This is a genomic window from Collinsella aerofaciens (genome assembly GCF_025289055.1).
In the GTDB taxonomy this organism is placed as follows: Bacteria; Actinomycetota; Coriobacteriia; order Coriobacteriales; family Coriobacteriaceae; genus Collinsella.
In genome coordinates this window covers 1-16661 of sequence record NZ_JAESIQ010000016.1, presented here as the reverse complement: position 1 = coordinate 16661, position 16661 = coordinate 1, and the positions used below count along the sequence as shown (strand labels likewise).

Here is a 16661-nt window from a genome sequence, read left to right as displayed (position 1 = left end):
CCGAGCAGATTCGGGCCCGCCGTCTTTTTCTATCGTTACTCGGTAAAGGCGTTGCCGACGCTCTGGCCGCCAACATACGTCTCGACGAGGGTAAGCTCATGGTCGAACACGACAAAGTCGGCGTCGCGACCCGGCATGATGCTGCCGCACTTATCCTCGATGTGCGCGGAGCGTGCCGGCACCTCGGTTGCCATGCGAATGGCGATATCGGCGCTGGCGATGCCCCAGTCAACGATGTTCTTGACGCCCTGGGCAAGCGTGAGCACCGAGCCGGCAATGCTCTTGCCGTCGGCGAGCCAGCACAGGTTGTCCTTCATGATGACGTCCATGCCACCACTGGTGTAGCTGCCCTCGGGCATGCCGCCGCAACCCAGGCAGTCAGTGATGAGCACCGTGTGTTGCCAGCCCTTTGCCTGCAGCAGCGCCTTGATGGCGGCAGGGTTAACGTGCTTGCCGTCACAGATGATCTCGGCGTAGGTCTCGGGCGTGGACATGGCAGCGCCCACGACACCGGGCTCACGGTGATGCAGCCCGCGCTGACCGTTATAGGTATGCGTAAAGCAGCTGGCACCGGCGTTGATGGCGGCGATGCACTCATCGTAGGTGGCGTCGGAGTGACCGATGCTGGTCACCACACCCTTGGCATTCAGAGCAGCCGCATAAGCAGCGGCACCGTCGCGCTCGGCCGCCATGGCGCTCTTAACGATGCGACCACCCGCAGCCTCCTGCCACTGATCGAAGACCTCCTCGGAGGGATCGATCAGGTAAGCGGGGTTCTGCGCACCCACGTGCTTCATGGTAAAGAAGGGGCCTTCCAGGTAGATGCCCTGAATGCGGGCACCGCAGAAGTCGGGGCCGCGACCCTCGTCCGCCTGAGCGATGGCGGCGCAGGCGTCCTTGATCTGCTCGACGCCATCGGTGAACGTCGTGGGCAGCCAGCTGGTGGTACCGCGACGGGCGAGCTCGGTCGAGCTGATATTGATGCCCTCGGGATCGTTATCGGTAGTTGAGTGGTTGTAGAAGCCATGGATGTGAGTATCGACCATACCCGGTGCGATCCACGATCCCGTGTAGTCCTTAATCTCGCAAGAGGGCTCGTCGGCCTGCCAGGCGCCAAAGACGCCATCCTCGACCATAAGATAGCCGCCCAGTTGCGGGCCTGCCGGCAAGAAGAACTTGTCAGCCTTAATTGCGTACGTGCTCATATGCACTCCTCGCTTCTAAAGCAGTTGACTGTGGTGATGCTTATACCCAGCTCACGTAAAACAAAAAGCGCCCGCCCGCCGTTATGAGCGGACGGGCGCCCTTACAGGGGGACGCGATTAAGCGGTGAAGGGGTGAATCGTCACGCCCTTAACCACGCGGTTGACCGTGCCAGTGGGGCTCGGCGTGTCGGGCGTGTTGCCCACGCGCACGGAGTTGAGCAGGCTGATAGCCTGGGCAAACATCACGAACGGCAGAGCAAGGTAGCCCTCGGGAAGTGCCTCGTAGCCCTTAAAGGTGAAGGACTCGCCCTCGTAGACGGTGGCACCTTCCTGCTGAACGGCGATGGTGTGCTGAGCGATTTCGTCGCCACCGATCTCGTTGAGGATGTCGATGTCGTACTGACGGGTGTAGGCGTCGTTGTTGACGAACACGAAGACGAGCGTCTTATCGTCGACGAAGGACTTAGGTCCGTGACGATAGCCCATGGAGGTGTCGTAGGAAGTAGCGACCAGACCGTGAGCGAGCTCAAGGATCTTGAGCTGGCTCTCCTGGGCAAGGCCACCGAAGGAGCCAGAACCCAAGTAGGTCACGCGGTTGAAGTCGCCAGCCAGGTAATCGGCGATCTCGGGCTCACGGGAGATGACCTCCTCGCCCATCTTGGCGATGGTCTCGACCCACTCGGCCTTCTGCTCGTCAGAGGCAGTGTCAAAAATAAGGGTGGAGAGCAGGGTCATGCAGGAATAAGAACCGGTCATGGCGAAGCCCTTGTCGTTGGCGCGCGGAATGAGCAGCGTCAGCGCGTTGGGATCATCGGCAGACTCGACGGCGAGCTTGCCCTCGGGAGCGCAGGTGATGTTGAGGAACTTGACGTTGTGGACGAGCTCCTTGGCAACGGCAACGGCGGCAAGGCTCTCGGGGCTGTTGCCAGAGCGGGCAAAGGAAACCACGAGCGTGGGATCCTCGGCGCGTAGGAAGTCGCGCGGGGCGCTCACGATGTCGGTCGTGGCGATGGGCTTAAAGTCGTAGAGATCAGTGTTGCCAGCGTGACGCAGGTACGGGGCGCAGGTATCGCCAACGTAGTCGGACGTACCGGCACCGGTGAAGACAACGGACAGACGGCCCTCGCCCATAGCGCGAGCCTCGGCCAGGAAGGCCTCGATGGCCTCCTTGTTCTCGCGATAGATGTTGAGCGTATCACGCCAAAGCTCGGGCTGCTGAGCAATCTCGGCCGTGGTGATCTGGGCGCCGAGCTCGGTGAGCTCCTCGACACTCTTCTCGAACATTTCTAATACCTCTCTCTAGAAGTAATCCTCTGACGTGCAATTATACACTTCAGTTGGTTATCTGGTAGTAACCAGTTAAATGCAAAGAATCATCATATGGATACGATGCGAACACTAGTCGCTACGCTGGTGGTAAACCTTGTATTTAAACTGATCGGCACGAGCAACCGAGAGTGTATACTCCACAACCTCGTTTGACTCGTTATGCGTAGTCCTGACCAAATCGAGCACAGGCGAGCCCTCGACAATTCCCAAAAGGTGGGCGTCGGTGGGACGGGCTATGCTCGCATAGAACTCCTCTTCGGCCACGCGTATCTTTTGCTGAAAGTCTTGCTCAATCACATCGTAAAGCGGCTTACGCTCCAGCAGCGGTCGCTTTAGGGACAAAAATTGACGAACTGGTAGATAGCTGCGTTCGACCATCATGGGCATGTTGTCGGCAGAACGAAGGCGCTTAAGCTTAAAAATGCGATCACCTATACGCAATCCCATATGCTCGGCCAGATTTTTATCGGCCTCCATCTCGCAAAACTCGAGAATCGTGGTCTCGGGGTCGCGACCCATCGCGCGCATCTGCTCGGTAAAGCTGTAGGACTGCATAAGATTGGTTGCCTTTGCCGAACGGTCGGTCACAAAGGTACCGCGACCGTGCTGCCGAACCACCAGTCCTAAACGCTCCAGTTCCTGCAGAGCCAGGCGTACCGTAGTACGCGAGAGACCATAGCGCTCCGAAAGTTCGCGCTCGGAAGGAATCATGTCACCGGCGCGATATTCATGGTCGATCTTTTCGGTCAGAATATCGACCAGCTGATCGTACAGCGGTTGCTTACGCGCTCCGATCGCCATCCTATCCTCCCTTTTGCTCGAATTCGGCTAGCTACCTAGGGTGCTTAGCATTATCTGTCTGCCACACCCGAATCATCAAGAAAACAAAAGCCGCGCGCTCTTTCGAGCACGCGGCTTTTAACATACACATGGCTTAAGGGGTCGGGGTGTGAGCCGCGTAGGGACACACCCCTCAAGCTAGAGCCTTACCAGATGCTCGGCCAGAGACCAAGCGGGCCAGCGCCCAGGATGCCAAGGACGAAGAGCAGCAGAATGCCCTTGGTCGGGGTCCAGCTGTGCTTAGCGAACATGTAGTAAAGCAGCAGCGTAAGCATAAGCGGGACAAGCTTCGGGACGATGGTGTTGAGGGTGTCGGCAACAGAGAAGTTGACCGGATCCTCGGTAACGGTGCCGTAGGTAACGGACTCCATGCCGTTGCCCAGATCGGTGACGCCGCACTCGACAGGGTTGCCGTCGGCATCGGTGGCGGTGAGGGCGTCGCCGTCCTCATTAGTCATGGCGATGGTACCGGCCTCAGCGGTCTCGGTATCGATGCCCTCCATACCGGTGAAGTTCTCGGCCTCCTTCTCGGAGACGATCACGGTCGTAGCGGAGAGGCCACGGGTGGTGCCGTTGGGGATCTCGAGGTTGATCTGGGTGCCACCCATGGTGACGACCAGGCAACCGACGACGAAGACGCCCATGATGGAAGCGGCACGCGTAAAGGCCTGCATGTTGGCGGTCAAAGCGTCAATAGCGCTGGTGCCAAGCTTGTAGGACCAGTTCATGAGCCAGAAGCGCAGAGCGAACTGGACGGCGTTGAAGATCACCAGGAAGATGATCGGCGCAGCGGCGTTGCCGTTGATGGCCATGTTGGAGGTGATGCCGGCCGTGATAGGCACGAGCGTCAGCCAGAACAGGGCGTCACCGATACCACCGAGCGGGCCCATTGCGGCGACGCGGACGGCGCGGATCGTGGGGATGTCAACCTTGTTCTGCTCGAGCGAAAGCACGATGCCCATAACAAAGGTGACGAGGAACGGGTGGGTGTTGAAGAACTCCAGGTTGTGGCTCATGGAAGCCGCGAGGTCGTTCTTGTTGGTGTGGATCTTCTCCAGACCGGGGATGATGGAGTAAAGCCAGCCAGCGGCCTGCATGCGCTCGTAGTTGAACGATGCCTGCAGGAAGCAGGAGCGCCAAGCCATCTTGTTGAGGGTCTTCTGGTCGAGCTGCGGAGCAGGAGTGAGATCCTCGTAGTGCTCCGGGATCACATACTCATTAGATGCCATCTTCGAAGTCACCTCCGTCAGAAACAGCTGCACCCTTCAGCTCGGTCTGCTGCTGGAAGTCCCAGAAAGCGATGCCGAAGCCGATGAGAGCGAGGATGAGCAGAGCAGGGGTTGCCAGCGAATCGTTGGCAACGGTGATGAGCGCGAGGCCAAAGCCCATGAGGAAGAAGCCCCACATATCGCGGTTCATCATAACCTTGAGCAGGACGGCGAAGCCGACGAAGCGCATCATGCCGCCTGCAGCGGACAGACCGGTCTGCAGCCAAGTCGGGATGGCAGAAGCGATGGTCTGACCGATGGTAGCGCCAGCGATGAAGAACAGGGTGACGACGACAGCGAAGATCAGGCCAAGCAGAGCCATGGCGAAGTAGTTCAGGCGCTCGATGCCCTTGGTGTCCGCGTTGTGAGCCATGTTATCGGCCGTGGACATAAGCGGGGACATAAGCGTGAAGACCAGGGTAACGCCAAGCTGGCCAAGCAGAGCGAACGGAATGGCGAGGCCGACTGCCGCGTTGGGCTCGAGGCCCGTGGCGATAGCGAGAATGGCTGCCATGATGCCGCCGATGACGGCGTTAGGCGGCTGAGCGCCTCCGATCGGCATGTTGCCGATCGTCATGAGCTGATAGGTACCACCCACGAGAAGACCGGTGTTGAGGTCGCCAAGGATAAGACCGATGACGGCGCCGGTGACGATGGGCTGATAGAGAGACTCGAGGAAGTCAAACTGGTCGATTGCCGCGATGAACGTGACGACGAAGACCAGAGCGATCTGGATGATCGAGTATTCCATCTTGCTCCTCCTTTCAAAATGAATGTACGCACTTTGGATATCACGTACAGAACGTCAGGGTTTCACTCCTGACAACGTGGATCACGAGGATTACGAGAAGAGCTTGCTCGTGTCCTCAACAGGCGTGCTCGGAACGCGCCTGATCTCCAACTCCACCCCCAATTCCTGCAGCTCTTTAAACGCAGCGACATCCTCGTCGTTAACTGCGACGGAGGTGGCGACTTGGCGCTTTCCTTCCGACATGTGCATGTTGCCGATGTTTACCTTCTTTATAGGCACACCGCCCTTGACGAGCGTAAGCACGTCTTCCGGTGTTTCGGCCACGATGAAGATCTTCTGGCGCGGGCTCGCCTTGCCAATGACGTCGATGGTCTTCTGCAGGGAGAAGAAACGCGTAGCGACGCCGGCGGGAGCGGCCATCTTCATGAGGTTCTGGCGCATGGTGTTGGACGCCACGTCGTCGTTGGCGACGAGGATGAGGTTGGAGCCCAGAGTGGAGTTCCACTGGGTGGCAACCTGACCATGAACCAGTCGGTTATCGATGCGGGTAAGAAGAATGTTGGGTTCTGCCATGTTGATCAGCTTCCTTTCGATATTTGCTGACGACAGTTACTTGATCTCCTGAATCGCGTAACGCGAAACATCTACGACGGCTCCGGATCGGACTTTGATCTGGACCTTCTCGCCTTCGATGCCTTTGACGGTTCCGTAGATACCGCCGGCGAAAAGAACCTCCTGACCCGGCTTGAGCTCGGTGTGCAGCTCCTTGAAGTACTTCTGCTTCTTCTTCATGTTGATTTGCGACCAGATGGTGTAAATCAAGCCCATGATGACAAGCAGGCCTAAAAGGGCGACCGAGGAGCTCAGGACGTTGGCTCCGAAATCGGCCATTAGATGCCGTCCTCGTCGCCGAAGATATCCTCTTCGTCGGAGCCGGCAACGGATGCGACCGTCTGGGCGGTGATGCCCGTCTGGCCAACGGTCACGGCCTGCTCGCCAAGCTCGGCGAGCGTGGCATTGCCGCGGAGGAACAGAAGCTCAATAACCATGGGAAGGTTGGTGCCAGTCAGAACCTCGACGTTGTCGACATCCTGAGCAATCATCATCGACTGGTTGAACGGGGTACCACCGAGCAAGTCGGTAAAGACGAGCACGCCATCGCACTCCTCGCGCATGGCGGTAATAGCGGCGCGGAGATCCTCACCGTAGGATGCGGCCTGGTCGCCCTCAAAAGGAACGACGGTAAAAGCAGGCTGGTCGCCGGCAACCATAGCGATAGCGCTTGCAAGGCCGGGTGCGAACTGTCCATGACCGGTAAGAATAAAGCCAACCATTCAAATTTCCCTTCCGAAGGTGTGTACAATCTGAGTCCGATGATTTTCGGAAGCCAGCGGGCACTCGCCCTTAAAGCTTCTTAGAAAGCGTTCTTTGAAGACCAGTGGTTTCTAAACTGGTAATAACCACGTGACGTGTTGTTGTCACTATATCACCCCAGAAGAGGTCGCTTTCGTTGATTCATACGGTAAAACGTTTTTGCACCGCTCACGGTGATAAATCGACCGTTTACCGGTCGTTAACACTTCTACCTGCGGTTTTGAAACCGTTTCGAAATGCTTTGGCAAAAAATCGGATCTTTTCCTGTGTCTAAACAACGCAGGGCGGCTAAAAATAGCATGTAGAAAAATTGCAGGTCATTGTGAAGATATGTGAATTGGTCTTTTTGACTTAATACCAGTTAGAACCAGTTTTGAGATTATCGGTGAACGGTAGTTTTCGACCGTTCACCGGTTACTTGCAATCGTTTGCAGTTGTTTTCCCAGATGAATTAGGGAAACGCGATGGAGCGCTTGCGCGATCACAGGAAATTTTGGCATTTGTCCTTATCCCCCACGCGCCAAACTCCGGCATCCAAAATGAGCTAATAGCTCACGCTAATCGTTTTCAATCATTACATACTCAGTATCCGTAATTATTTATCGTTTATCGTTAATTCTGATATGATACAAGTCTCATCCCAAACGCCGATTGGAGGGGTTATGGTCCATCGAAACGCATCTATATCGAATGAAACCATCAGCCGCGAACAGACGATAGCCAAACTGAGGAAGCTCGCTCGCATCTGCAAATGGGCCACGATCTGCATTACCACCGCGCTCGCTCTGGGGCTCCTCGCAGTCATTGCGATTGACCTTCTACTCATATTGCCTGGCCTCTCCCAAGGCCCGTGTCTCCAATCCGTAGAACTTCAAGCCGGCGAAGGGCCGTGCCTTGCTATCGTCGGTACCGATGTGCAGGCCCCACTTATGCTCGTCGCACACGATGGTCACACTGCCATAGGGAGCCTCTTGATGACATGCCTCGCGCTTACCATCGCGATAAGCGTGCGCAGGCTTTTCTTCAACATTGAAAAGGAAGGCAGGCCCTTTGACCTTGAATGTAACCAGACACTTCGTCGAGTAGGACATTTATTCCTTATCGGCGGCGTTGCCGTGAGGCTTCTTGGCGCCGTAATCACGGGAATGATACTCTCAGGATTTGGCGGCAGCTTTACGGATGCGTTCGTCGGCCAGTTATTCGAGCCCTCCATGCTCTTTGCAGGCCTGATTATTTGCCTGATTGCCAGCATCTTCCGCTACGGGTATATCCTGCAAAAACAAGATGACGAGTTGCTCTAGGGGGAATCCATGATTATTCTGCGGCTTGACCGCATGCTCGCCGAACGCAAGATTTCATCCAAAGAGCTTGCGGAACGTGTGGGCATCTCCCAGGTCAATATGTCACGCATTAAGACGGGCAAGGTTTCTGCCATACGTTTTTCAACTCTTGACGCGATATGCCGGGCACTCGACTGCCAACCAGGCGATGTACTGGAATATATATCCGACGATGAAGCCGATAGCCTTTTTGGGCTTAAAGATGAATAGCCATAATTAAACTGCCGATCACGCTCTCAACGCAAATAGCCCGCCAGAACGACTTCCGTACTGGCGGGCTACTTGCTGTCTATCGGCTAGATGCTCGATGAGCCGTGCAACTCTTTACGCAAACAGGCCGTAGATGCTGATGTTGGCCTTGGCGTAGAGGCCGTTGGCGTACTCGGTCCACTTGGAGCTGGCGCTCGAAGCCTGCGAGGAATACTGCTGGTAGGCGGTGTAATAGGCGGTCATGGCCTGCTTATAGGTAGCGCTATCGGCCGTAAAGGCATCGTCGGCAAAGGCCTTAGCGTAGGCGCTATCGGCGTCCTTCCAAGTGCCCTTCTCGCTATCCCACTCGTCGCCGGCAAGGTTGATGATGTAATCGGCGTAGTCCTTGCTCGCGGTGTCCTCGTTGCCGTCAGAAGGCTCAGTCGGGGCAGTTGGCATGGTCGCGGAGCTATCACCCACCTTCTTATTGTAGAGCTTCTGCAGCGTCGCGGACTGGCGGACAATCTGCTTGGCCTGGTCCTTGGACACGCCATACTGCGTGGCCATGGTGTCGTAGTCCGAAGTGCCGATAGAATCCTCGGCGTACTTCTTCATCTCCTTAGAGGAGACGGTGATGCCCTCGTCCTCGGCAGCATCGAGCAGAATCTTGTTGCGTACGTAGGACAGGATGACGTCGGCAGAGGGAGCGGTGTAGTTGCCATCGCTATCCTTGACGGTATCGAGGCTGTACTGGCTCTCGATGGCCTCGCGCGCGGTGATATCGCTCTTCTTGCCGTTGTAGCTATAGCTTGCCACGGTCGAATCGAGCTGGTCCTCGGTCAGGGTCGCCGAGCCGACGCCCTTGCCGCCAAAACCACCGTTGCCGATAAAGAAGCCGACCACAGCAGCGATCACGATAGCGACCACAAAGGCGGCAATCATCGTCTTCTTGTGCTTGGATGCATGGTCGTCTTCATCGGAGTCGTCCTCATCCTGGGCCTCGGGCATCAGATTCTCGTCAGCGGCGTCCGCGGCAATCTGAGCCTCCAGACGGGCGTCCTCCTCCTCGGCCGTCGTGCCGGCGGCAATGTGCTCGGCAGACGTACCGGCGACCAGATCGATCTTCTCGCCCTCGTCACCGTCGGGGCCTTCGCCGCGCTCGATAATCTGGATGCCGTCGATCTCGTCCTTCTCGTCCTTCTTTTGAATCAGACCCATATCGGTTACTCCTTGTTAGGAAACATAGTCCCCAATAGAATACGCCCGACAGAGCGCCGGGCGTATTGATTCTTAGGTTATACGCAAACACTTAAGTACTATTTAGGCGTTTGCAGCGCGCATGCCTTAGGCCAGGTGCGCGATAACGGCATCGGCAAAGGCCTGCGTGCCCACGGCGCCCTCGACGGAGCCGGTCTGAGCACGACGCACGTCACCGGTAACCTGCTCGCCCTCGTCGAGCGTGGCAGAGACGGCGGCGCGAATGCGATTGGCAGCGTCGTTCTCGCCCAGGTGATCGAGCATCATCGCAGCAGAGAGAATCTCGGCCGTGGGGTTGGCGATATCCTGGCCAGCGATATCGGGCGCGGAGCCGTGCGTTGCCTCGAAGATGGCGCAATCGGCACCGATGTTGGAGCCGGGAGCCATGCCTAAGCCGCCCACCAGGCCAGCGCACAGGTCGCTCACGATGTCGCCGTACAGGTTGGGCAGTACCAGGACATCGAAGTCGTTGGGGTTTTGGACCAGGCCCATGCAGGTGGCGTCGACAATCTTGTCGTTGAACTCGATATCGGGATAGTTGGCGGCCACCTCGCGCGCAACGCGCAGGAACAGACCATCGGTCGCCTTCATGATGTTGGCCTTATGCACGGCCGTCACCTTTTTGCGGCCGCAGCGGCGGGCGTACTCAAAGGCATACTCCACAATGCGGCGGCTCTTGGCGATAGAGATGGGCTTGATTGAGATGGCGGAATCGGCGGCGAAGACCTTCTGACCCGAGCGCTCGACAAGCTGCGAGAGCTCCTCGACCTCGGCAGCGCCCTCATCGAACTCGATGCCGGCATAGAGGTCCTCGGTATTCTCACGCACGATGACCAGGTCGACGTCGCGGAAGCGCGAGCCGTCGCCCGGCTGCGACAGGCAGGGGCGCACGCAGGCGTACAGGTCAAAGTGCTTGCGCAGGGCCACGTTGACGCTGCGGAAACCCGTGCCGACCGGCGTGGTGATGGGACCCTTGATGGCAACCTTGGTCTCGGCGACCGCATCGAGCACATGTTGGGGCAGCGGCGTGCCAAACTCGTCCATGACGCCGGCACCGGCCTCCTGGACATTCCAATTGATCTGGACACCGGCGGCCTCGACCACGCGGCGCATGGCCTGCGTAATCTCGGGACCGATACCGTCACCGGGAATCAGGACTACATCGTGCGCCATAATCTGTTACTCCTCGTTTTCGGCGTCGTCAGATTTTTTAACGCTAGCACGCTTCTTCTTTTTTGAGAGATCCAGGCCAAAACGTTTAACAAGCATTTCGCAAATCTCGCTCGAACGGGCCTTGAGATAGCTGCCCTTGCCGTTCTCGGCATCGAACTTAAGGCGCAGCGCGAGCTTCTCGGCGACCTCGGCGTCAATCTCGCCCTGACCAAACTCGTACAGGCAACCGAGCATGTCGCGATACTCGAGGTCACCGTGGTAGCACTGGATGGCCTCGTCCAGGATGGACCAAGCCTCACGCGAACGCTCGACGCTCGTGGCGCCCCACACACACAGCAGGCGGAAGGCGGCATAGCGCAGCGTGGAGGAAATCTCGTCGAACAGCGCGGTCTCGGCGCCCTCAAAGGCATCGCCCAGCCGCTCGGGGCAGGTGGTGGCGAGCGCCGTCAGGGCATCGAGGGCCTCCCAGCGGGTCTGAGCCTCGGGGCGGTCGAGTGCCTCGATCAGCGCGGGCACGCAGGGCACGACGCGCTGCGAATCGCGCTCGGCAAGCAGGTGCAGCACGCGGGCGGCAAACTGGCGGATACGGCGCGTGGGGCAGCCGAGCTCCTTGACCAGGCGGTCGACGGCGTTCTCGTTTTCCTCTGCCAGCTGAAGCTGTGCCAGCTCCTCGTCGGTGAGCTGTTCGTCTTTGTTTTCTGCCATAGTTACCTCTTCTTACTATTTCTTAGCGTGCTTGCCAGCACCCTTGCTGTCATCGGTGACCGAGATGAGCTGTCGGTCGGCAGCGCCATTGCGACGCGCACGGCGGCGTTCCTCGGCATCGCCCGCGTCGGCGGCGGCGCGGTGTGCTTTGTTGACGTTAAAGACCTCGTCGTGCTTGCGCCACGGGCCGACGGACTCGCCAAAGCTCATCTTAAGGCCGGCGATAAAGCCGCCGAGCCAGCCGATCGGCGCAAACTGCACCAGCGGGAACAGCGAGAACACCCAGGTCAGCAGAACGACTGCCGCCGCTCCTGCAAAGTTGGCAATCCAGTAGTCGCGCTTGGTGATGACGCGCTTTTCGCACGCCCACTGGCCGCACAAAAAGCCAATGTAGATCGCAAAGAGAAAGAGCACCAGCGCAAGCACCACGAACGTCCAGCTCATGGGCGCTACTCCCCGTGATGGTGGCCGCAGCAGCACTCGTGGCCGTCGTCATGGCCGTGGCCGCCGCAGCACTCGTGGTCCTCGCCATGGTGGTGGCCGCAACCGCACTCGTGGTCGTCGCTGTGCTCGCCGCAACCGCAGCCTTCCTCGTGAGCACCATGCTCCTCGGGACGATACTGCGACCAGTCCAGACCGGCGGCGATGGCGTCGGCCTCCTCCTTATAGAGGACCGTGATGGCCTGGGTGCCCAGCTTGGCACCACCGATGGCGTCGAGCATGTCATAGAGCGTAAAGGCCACGTCGGCGCCGGGCAGCGCAAGCTCGCGGTCGTCGGCATAGGCGAGCGCCAAGCGCAGGTCCTTAATGAAGTGCTCGACCATAAAGCCGGGCTTGTAGTCGCCGTCGAGCGCCTTGGGCGCCAGGCTCTCCATGGCGCCGGACTTGCCGGTGCCGCCCAGGATCATCTGGCGGGTCTTCTCCAGGTCAAGGCCGCTCAACTCGGCAAATGCCATGGCGTCTGCCATGCCGACCATGCAGGCGCCCAGCGACACCTGGTTGGCGAGCTTGGCAGCCTGGCCCTTGCCGGCGCCGTCGAAGCAGCAGATGTTGGCCGCAAAGGTGGCAAGGATGTCGCGGACCGGCGCGATGTCGTTCTCGGTAGCGCCCACGATAGCCGTGAGCGTACCGGCGATAGCGCCCGACTCGCCGCCGGTGACGGGGCAGTCAAACGCCATACGGCCCGTGACCTGGGCGGCCTCGGCAATATCGCGCGCGAGCTCGGGCGAACTCGTGGTGAGGTCGATCAGAACCGCGCCGGGCTTGGTGCATGCGAGCAGGCCGTCGCCCGCCAGGTAGAGCTCTTCGACCTCGGAGGGATAGCCCACCATGGTAAAGACGACATCGGCGTTCGCCGCGGCATCGGCCGGCGTATCGGCCCAGGCGGCACCGCGCTCGATAAGCGCGGCGGCCTTGGACTTGGTGCGGTTGTTGACCGTGACGGGATAGCCGGCATCCAGGATATGGCCGGCGATGGGGGCACCCATGATTCCGGTGCCGATAAATGCGACAGAGAGCTTGTTTGCCATGAAACCTTTCCTTTTGGGTTGGGTGTTGTTACCAGGTTGAATACTCGGTGCCAGCGTTTGGGCAGTGAGTTGGGGTCGATTACGGCCGCAACGTTTGCCTACTGGCCGCGCACGCGACGGGCGATGCGGTCGGAAAGCGACGCCTTGTCGGCGCGGTTCTTACCCCAAAATGCGCAGGCCACCATGCCGGGGCCCACGTGCGAGCCGATAGTAGGGCCCACGGAGCTGCGAATGATCGTGACGTCGGCGCAGCCCTCCTCCTTGCGGATGGCAGCTTCGAGCCAGTCGCCGTCCTTCTCGGCATCGGCCGTCATGATGGCGATGGGCATGGTGCGATCGGGCACGTAGTTCTCGCGGAACGACTTGAGGATGGACTTGAGCGCCTTCTTGCGGCCGCGGTTGACGCCGATCAGCGACAGCGAGCCGGCAAGGTCGTAAGAGAGCTCGGGCTTGACGTCGAGCTTTGCCGTGAGCTGCGCCGCCGCGGGCGGAATGCGGCCGCCGGCAGCCAGCGCATCGAAGCTCTCGAGCGTAAAGTAGCCGTGGACATAAGTCTTTGCCTCGTTTGCCCAATCGACCAGCTGCTTGGCGATCAATCCCGCCGAACGCTGGCGCACGGCCTCGAGCGCCAAGAGCGCGCCAGTCGCGCAGGGCAGAGCGTTGTCGACCACGTAGAGCTCAAAATCGGGATACTCGGCACGCACGGCGTCCGCCGCCTGGCACGCGGAGTTGTAGCTCGACGACAGCGCCGAGGTAAAGCACAGGTAGACCGTGGGCGTGCCCTCTTTGGCGCACTCGGTAAAGAACTCGATATAGCGACCGAGCGACACAGCCGAGGTGGACACGCGGGCGCCAGCGCGCATGCGGTCATAGAACTCCTTGGGCGTGATGCTCGACCAGATGTCATCCGTGCGCTCCTCGCCATCGATAATGAAGGGGAAACCCAGGATATCGACATCGAGGTTCGCGGCGACCTCGGGGCTAAAGTCGCAGCAGGTATCGACGACGATGCGGCAACGGTCCGAATGACCGGTAGATGCGGCCTTGTCCATCAAAGCGACTCCTTACGTAAAAAGGCGGCCACCCGCATGGGATGGCCGCCAACCGTTAACTCATGCAAGTTAACGTATTTTACTCGTCAAGTGTTTCGATACGGGGCTTGATGATGCCATATCCACCATTCTTACGGTGATACACCACATTGATGAGACCGGTCGTCGCGTTCTCGAACACGTAGAAGTCGTGGCCCAGCAGATCGGTCTGCACCAGCGCCTGCTCCTCAGTCATCGGGGTGACGTCGATGACCTTCTCGCGGACGAGCAGGTCGTCCTCCTCCTCGGGCAGCAGCAGGTCGGCCAGATCCTCGACGCGCTCGACCGGCACGACATCCGCGGCGCTGGCACCGCCCTGGCGGTTGTCCACGACCTTGGTCTTGAACTTGCGCAGCTGGCGGGTGACCTTATCGGCGGAGAGGTCGATGGCGGCGTACATATCTGCACCGTGCTCGGCAACGCGAATCACCGAACCGCGGGCACGAACCGTGACCTCGACGATTGCCGGGTTGGGGTTCGAGGGGTTCTTCTCATAGCGAAGTACAACGTCGACCGTCATGGGCTCGATATCGAAAACCTTGAGCGCCTCGCCGATCTTCTCATCCACATGCGCACGCAGAGCATCGGTTACCGTCGTCTTGCGTCCAGAAACCTTGATATCCATACGTGGCTCCAATCTGCCTCGGGGACTTACTGTACTGGCTATGTACCCATTGCCGTGCATTTAATCACGCGGATTCCTAAAGACCCGAATAACGATTGCTTGATACCGCATACCGAAGTCTCGTACTTTTCCATGGCAAAGTGCGCTATAGGAGGGAGCCGACAGATTTGTATTTGGTCCCGAAAATTGGCTTTGACCTGCTGGTTTTATAGGGATGAAAAAGCCGGGCTCCCCTATTGGGGAAGCCCGGCAGTGCATGTTGAAACCGTGAAGAGGTGTCCTTTCCAACGTATAGGAGACACCACCCCTGGCAATAACTAGCTATTGAGTTTGTTAATGTCATCGTCAGTGATGGTGCCTTCCTGGCTGGACGATTTGTCCTCGGAGGATGCGGTCTCATTGTTGGAATCGAAAGACTCGCTGCCGGAGGACGTGGTCTCACTGGACTCAGAGTCGCCCGGTTGCACGTTAGCGCCCGAAACCGTCTTAGTGGTGAGGTCGTAGGGCGTCCTGCCATACCAGACGCAGTGGACTGCCTCGAGCGTACCGTCGACCGTGATGCCGTCGAGGGCATCGCTCACGGCACGGCACAGTTCGTCATTGGACGAGAGGCCCGCAACACCAAGCGTCGAGGGCGCCTCGAGCGCACCGACATAGGAGACCTCGCTCATCAGGCGTGCAAGATAGCCGCCGGCTGTGGAGTCGCAGATCACATAGTCGACCTCGCCGGACTCGAGCGCCTCAAAGCACTCGTTGATGTTGGAGTAGGTCTTTTGGTTGGCGGTGATGCTCTGCTTAGCAAGCGCCTCCTGCGAGGCCGAGGACATCTGGACACCCAGGGTAGACGTGTTAAGGGTATCGGTGGAAACGCTTAGCGACCCACCATCGCTGGTTTTACCGAACACAGAAGCGGCATCGTACAGGCAGGTGCCGAGCGAGCTAACGTCCCCGTCTGTGGAGTTGATCTCGCCGATAAAGATATCAGCCTTTTTGTCGCCGAGCGCGGAACCTGCCGAGGACGCATCGACAAAGGCGACCTTAAGGCCCATGCGGCTTGCGAGGGCGCGGGCGGCGTCAACTGCGTAGCCCGTGAGGTTGCCATCGGCGCCCTGCATGGCCTGCGGGGCATCGGAAGTGTCGAGGGCGACCGTCAGGGTTCCGGAAGTGACCAGGGCATCGTCCGACACCGTAGGGGTGACGGTCTCGTACTCGATCTGGTCGATCGTGGGAGTCGTGAACGTAGACAGCGGGTTGAACGCGCATCCGCTCAGGCCCAAAACGGCAATGACCGCTGCGGTCCCAGCACCTAACCGAGCCGCGTGCATCAAGCTGCCCCTCACCATGTCCACTACCCTGCCTTCTGTGTCGTATACAATCCGTGCGTTGCGCGGAATATCAGATTGTTCCCACCAGCTGACCTGGTATTTGACCCCACACTTGCGCACCGGGGTGTTTGCTCGGGAGGCCGCAGCCACCTTCACGACTGACCCGCTCGCCCGCGAGGCGGTATTGCCCCAAAGAAAGTAGAACGGACGGTGCGGCTTACATCTAGGACGCGCCATGATCGCGCCGCGCGCACGCGGTCGCTTACGTGGATCCCTTTGACCGCGTCTGTCTTGGACTAGGACGGGCATTTCGTCCGTCCGCAACCACAGCCTGGTAGGAACGAAGCGCATTATAGCTAAGTTCAAGCTAAAGTTTAAGGTTAGGGGCGTCATTCGCATCGCGAGTACAGATTTCGCAGGTCGGAGCAGGCTATTCGTGCCCCTATGAAGCCCGGAGCTCCCCTACGGGGAGCTCCGGGGCACCCTTCTTAGGGTGCCCCGGCCAAAATATGGCAAATATGAGTACTGTCACCAATTTAGTAACAGGCAATTTTGGCCTTTCGGACAGATTTTGCGCTCAGAGTCGCCAACCTGATGCTTAGTTAGGTAGCGCGCACAGTCGTGGTGTAAGAAGCAAGGGAGGGCCATCGCCTAGAATCG

The 16661-nt window shown here is 58.9% G+C and carries 18 protein-coding genes; 2 read left to right on the top strand and 16 right to left on the bottom strand.

The window, feature by feature from the left end:
• Nucleotides 1-35 precede the first annotated feature (35 nt).
• The 8 genes from nagA to JMJ97_RS05975 all read right to left on the bottom strand — a co-directional run bounded on the left by nagA (nucleotide 36) and on the right by JMJ97_RS05975 (nucleotide 6727).
• A complete protein-coding gene (gene nagA / locus JMJ97_RS06010; protein WP_260699518.1) occupies nucleotides 36-1205 on the bottom strand; it encodes an N-acetylglucosamine-6-phosphate deacetylase in 1170 nt (389 codons plus the stop codon).
• Between the two features lie 117 nt (nucleotides 1206-1322).
• The gene (locus tag JMJ97_RS06005) at nucleotides 1323-2489 is read right to left on the bottom strand and encodes an AgaS family sugar isomerase (protein ID WP_035137674.1); all 1167 of its coding nucleotides are present in this window, start codon (nucleotides 2487-2489) and stop codon (nucleotides 1323-1325) included.
• Nucleotides 2490-2603: 114 nt separating this feature from the next.
• A complete protein-coding gene (locus JMJ97_RS06000; protein WP_260699517.1) occupies nucleotides 2604-3335 on the bottom strand; it encodes a GntR family transcriptional regulator in 732 nt (243 codons plus the stop codon).
• A 185-nt stretch (nucleotides 3336-3520) separates the two neighbouring features.
• Nucleotides 3521-4603: a PTS system mannose/fructose/sorbose family transporter subunit IID gene (locus JMJ97_RS05995; RefSeq protein ID WP_055310429.1), complete on the bottom strand. Its 1083-nt coding sequence runs from the start codon at nucleotides 4601-4603 to the stop codon at nucleotides 3521-3523.
• On the bottom strand, nucleotides 4593-5393 hold the full coding sequence (locus JMJ97_RS05990; protein ID WP_022094610.1) for a PTS mannose/fructose/sorbose/N-acetylgalactosamine transporter subunit IIC: 801 nt from the start codon (nucleotides 5391-5393) through the stop codon (nucleotides 4593-4595). Before JMJ97_RS05990 ends, JMJ97_RS05995 begins: the two co-directional genes overlap by 11 nt.
• Before the next feature lie 90 nt (nucleotides 5394-5483).
• Nucleotides 5484-5966 (bottom strand): PTS N-acetylgalactosamine transporter subunit IIB, encoded by a 483-nt coding sequence (gene agaV / locus JMJ97_RS05985; RefSeq protein WP_022094611.1) that lies wholly within the window; start codon nucleotides 5964-5966, stop codon nucleotides 5484-5486.
• Nucleotides 5967-6002: 36 nt separating this feature from the next.
• Complete coding sequence (gene yajC / locus JMJ97_RS05980) at nucleotides 6003-6284, bottom strand: preprotein translocase subunit YajC (protein WP_022094612.1); 282 nt, start codon at nucleotides 6282-6284, stop codon at nucleotides 6003-6005.
• Nucleotides 6284-6727, bottom strand: coding sequence for a PTS sugar transporter subunit IIA domain-containing protein (locus tag JMJ97_RS05975; RefSeq protein WP_117743271.1), 444 nt, complete (start codon nucleotides 6725-6727; stop codon nucleotides 6284-6286). Before JMJ97_RS05975 ends, yajC begins: the two co-directional genes overlap by 1 nt.
• A 702-nt stretch (nucleotides 6728-7429) precedes the next feature.
• Between JMJ97_RS05975 and JMJ97_RS05970 the strand changes: the two genes are divergently transcribed.
• Both JMJ97_RS05970 and JMJ97_RS05965 read left to right on the top strand, forming a co-directional pair.
• Nucleotides 7430-8068 carry a DUF2975 domain-containing protein gene (locus tag JMJ97_RS05970; protein ID WP_260699515.1) on the top strand — a complete coding sequence of 213 codons (639 nt, stop codon included), beginning with the start codon at nucleotides 7430-7432 and terminating at the stop codon, nucleotides 8066-8068.
• A gap of 9 nt (nucleotides 8069-8077) precedes the next feature.
• Nucleotides 8078-8317 carry a helix-turn-helix domain-containing protein gene (locus JMJ97_RS05965; RefSeq protein WP_118388347.1) on the top strand — a complete coding sequence of 80 codons (240 nt, stop codon included), beginning with the start codon at nucleotides 8078-8080 and terminating at the stop codon, nucleotides 8315-8317.
• A 114-nt stretch (nucleotides 8318-8431) separates the two neighbouring features.
• Here the strand turns inward: JMJ97_RS05965 and JMJ97_RS05960 are convergent, their stop codons facing one another.
• The 8 genes from JMJ97_RS05960 to JMJ97_RS05925 form a co-directional block, all read right to left on the bottom strand.
• Nucleotides 8432-9514: a hypothetical protein gene (locus JMJ97_RS05960; RefSeq protein ID WP_260699514.1), complete on the bottom strand. Its 1083-nt coding sequence runs from the start codon at nucleotides 9512-9514 to the stop codon at nucleotides 8432-8434.
• Nucleotides 9515-9640: 126 nt separating this feature from the next.
• Nucleotides 9641-10726, bottom strand: coding sequence for an isocitrate/isopropylmalate dehydrogenase family protein (locus JMJ97_RS05955; protein ID WP_260699513.1), 1086 nt, complete (start codon nucleotides 10724-10726; stop codon nucleotides 9641-9643).
• A 6-nt stretch (nucleotides 10727-10732) separates the two neighbouring features.
• Entirely contained in the window at nucleotides 10733-11431 is a 699-nt protein-coding gene (locus tag JMJ97_RS05950) for a HEAT repeat domain-containing protein (protein WP_260699512.1), read from the bottom strand.
• Between the two features lie 15 nt (nucleotides 11432-11446).
• Nucleotides 11447-11875: a hypothetical protein gene (locus JMJ97_RS05945; protein WP_055310425.1), complete on the bottom strand. Its 429-nt coding sequence runs from the start codon at nucleotides 11873-11875 to the stop codon at nucleotides 11447-11449.
• 5 nt (nucleotides 11876-11880) lie between these two features.
• Nucleotides 11881-12960, bottom strand: coding sequence for an NAD(P)-dependent oxidoreductase (locus JMJ97_RS05940; RefSeq protein ID WP_260699510.1), 1080 nt, complete (start codon nucleotides 12958-12960; stop codon nucleotides 11881-11883).
• A gap of 98 nt (nucleotides 12961-13058) precedes the next feature.
• A complete protein-coding gene (locus tag JMJ97_RS05935) occupies nucleotides 13059-14012 on the bottom strand; it encodes a DegV family protein (RefSeq protein WP_260699509.1) in 954 nt (317 codons plus the stop codon).
• Nucleotides 14013-14091: 79 nt separating this feature from the next.
• The gene (gene hpf, locus JMJ97_RS05930; RefSeq protein WP_260699507.1) at nucleotides 14092-14676 is read right to left on the bottom strand and encodes a ribosome hibernation-promoting factor, HPF/YfiA family; all 585 of its coding nucleotides are present in this window, start codon (nucleotides 14674-14676) and stop codon (nucleotides 14092-14094) included.
• Nucleotides 14677-14993: 317 nt separating this feature from the next.
• A complete protein-coding gene (locus JMJ97_RS05925; RefSeq protein ID WP_260699545.1) occupies nucleotides 14994-16019 on the bottom strand; it encodes a substrate-binding periplasmic protein in 1026 nt (341 codons plus the stop codon).
• Nucleotides 16020-16661 lie beyond the last annotated feature (642 nt).

Coding starts and splice junctions, on each gene's coding strand:
- nagA (WP_260699518.1), bottom strand. CDS start 1,205: ATGAGCACGTACGCAATTAAGGCTGACAAGTTCTTCTTGCCGGCAGGC.
- JMJ97_RS06005 (WP_035137674.1), bottom strand. CDS start 2,489: ATGTTCGAGAAGAGTGTCGAGGAGCTCACCGAGCTCGGCGCCCAGATC.
- JMJ97_RS06000 (WP_260699517.1), bottom strand. CDS start 3,335: ATGGCGATCGGAGCGCGTAAGCAACCGCTGTACGATCAGCTGGTCGAT.
- JMJ97_RS05995 (WP_055310429.1), bottom strand. CDS start 4,603: ATGGCATCTAATGAGTATGTGATCCCGGAGCACTACGAGGATCTCACT.
- JMJ97_RS05990 (WP_022094610.1), bottom strand. CDS start 5,393: ATGGAATACTCGATCATCCAGATCGCTCTGGTCTTCGTCGTCACGTTC.
- agaV (WP_022094611.1), bottom strand. CDS start 5,966: ATGGCAGAACCCAACATTCTTCTTACCCGCATCGATAACCGACTGGTT.
- yajC (WP_022094612.1), bottom strand. CDS start 6,284: ATGGCCGATTTCGGAGCCAACGTCCTGAGCTCCTCGGTCGCCCTTTTA.
- JMJ97_RS05975 (WP_117743271.1), bottom strand. CDS start 6,727: ATGGTTGGCTTTATTCTTACCGGTCATGGACAGTTCGCACCCGGCCTT.
- JMJ97_RS05970 (WP_260699515.1), top strand. CDS start 7,430: ATGGTCCATCGAAACGCATCTATATCGAATGAAACCATCAGCCGCGAA.
- JMJ97_RS05965 (WP_118388347.1), top strand. CDS start 8,078: ATGATTATTCTGCGGCTTGACCGCATGCTCGCCGAACGCAAGATTTCA.
- JMJ97_RS05960 (WP_260699514.1), bottom strand. CDS start 9,514: ATGGGTCTGATTCAAAAGAAGGACGAGAAGGACGAGATCGACGGCATC.
- JMJ97_RS05955 (WP_260699513.1), bottom strand. CDS start 10,726: ATGGCGCACGATGTAGTCCTGATTCCCGGTGACGGTATCGGTCCCGAG.
- JMJ97_RS05950 (WP_260699512.1), bottom strand. CDS start 11,431: ATGGCAGAAAACAAAGACGAACAGCTCACCGACGAGGAGCTGGCACAG.
- JMJ97_RS05945 (WP_055310425.1), bottom strand. CDS start 11,875: ATGAGCTGGACGTTCGTGGTGCTTGCGCTGGTGCTCTTTCTCTTTGCG.
- JMJ97_RS05940 (WP_260699510.1), bottom strand. CDS start 12,960: ATGGCAAACAAGCTCTCTGTCGCATTTATCGGCACCGGAATCATGGGT.
- JMJ97_RS05935 (WP_260699509.1), bottom strand. CDS start 14,012: ATGGACAAGGCCGCATCTACCGGTCATTCGGACCGTTGCCGCATCGTC.
- hpf (WP_260699507.1), bottom strand. CDS start 14,676: ATGGATATCAAGGTTTCTGGACGCAAGACGACGGTAACCGATGCTCTG.
- JMJ97_RS05925 (WP_260699545.1), bottom strand. CDS start 16,019: ATGGTGAGGGGCAGCTTGATGCACGCGGCTCGGTTAGGTGCTGGGACC.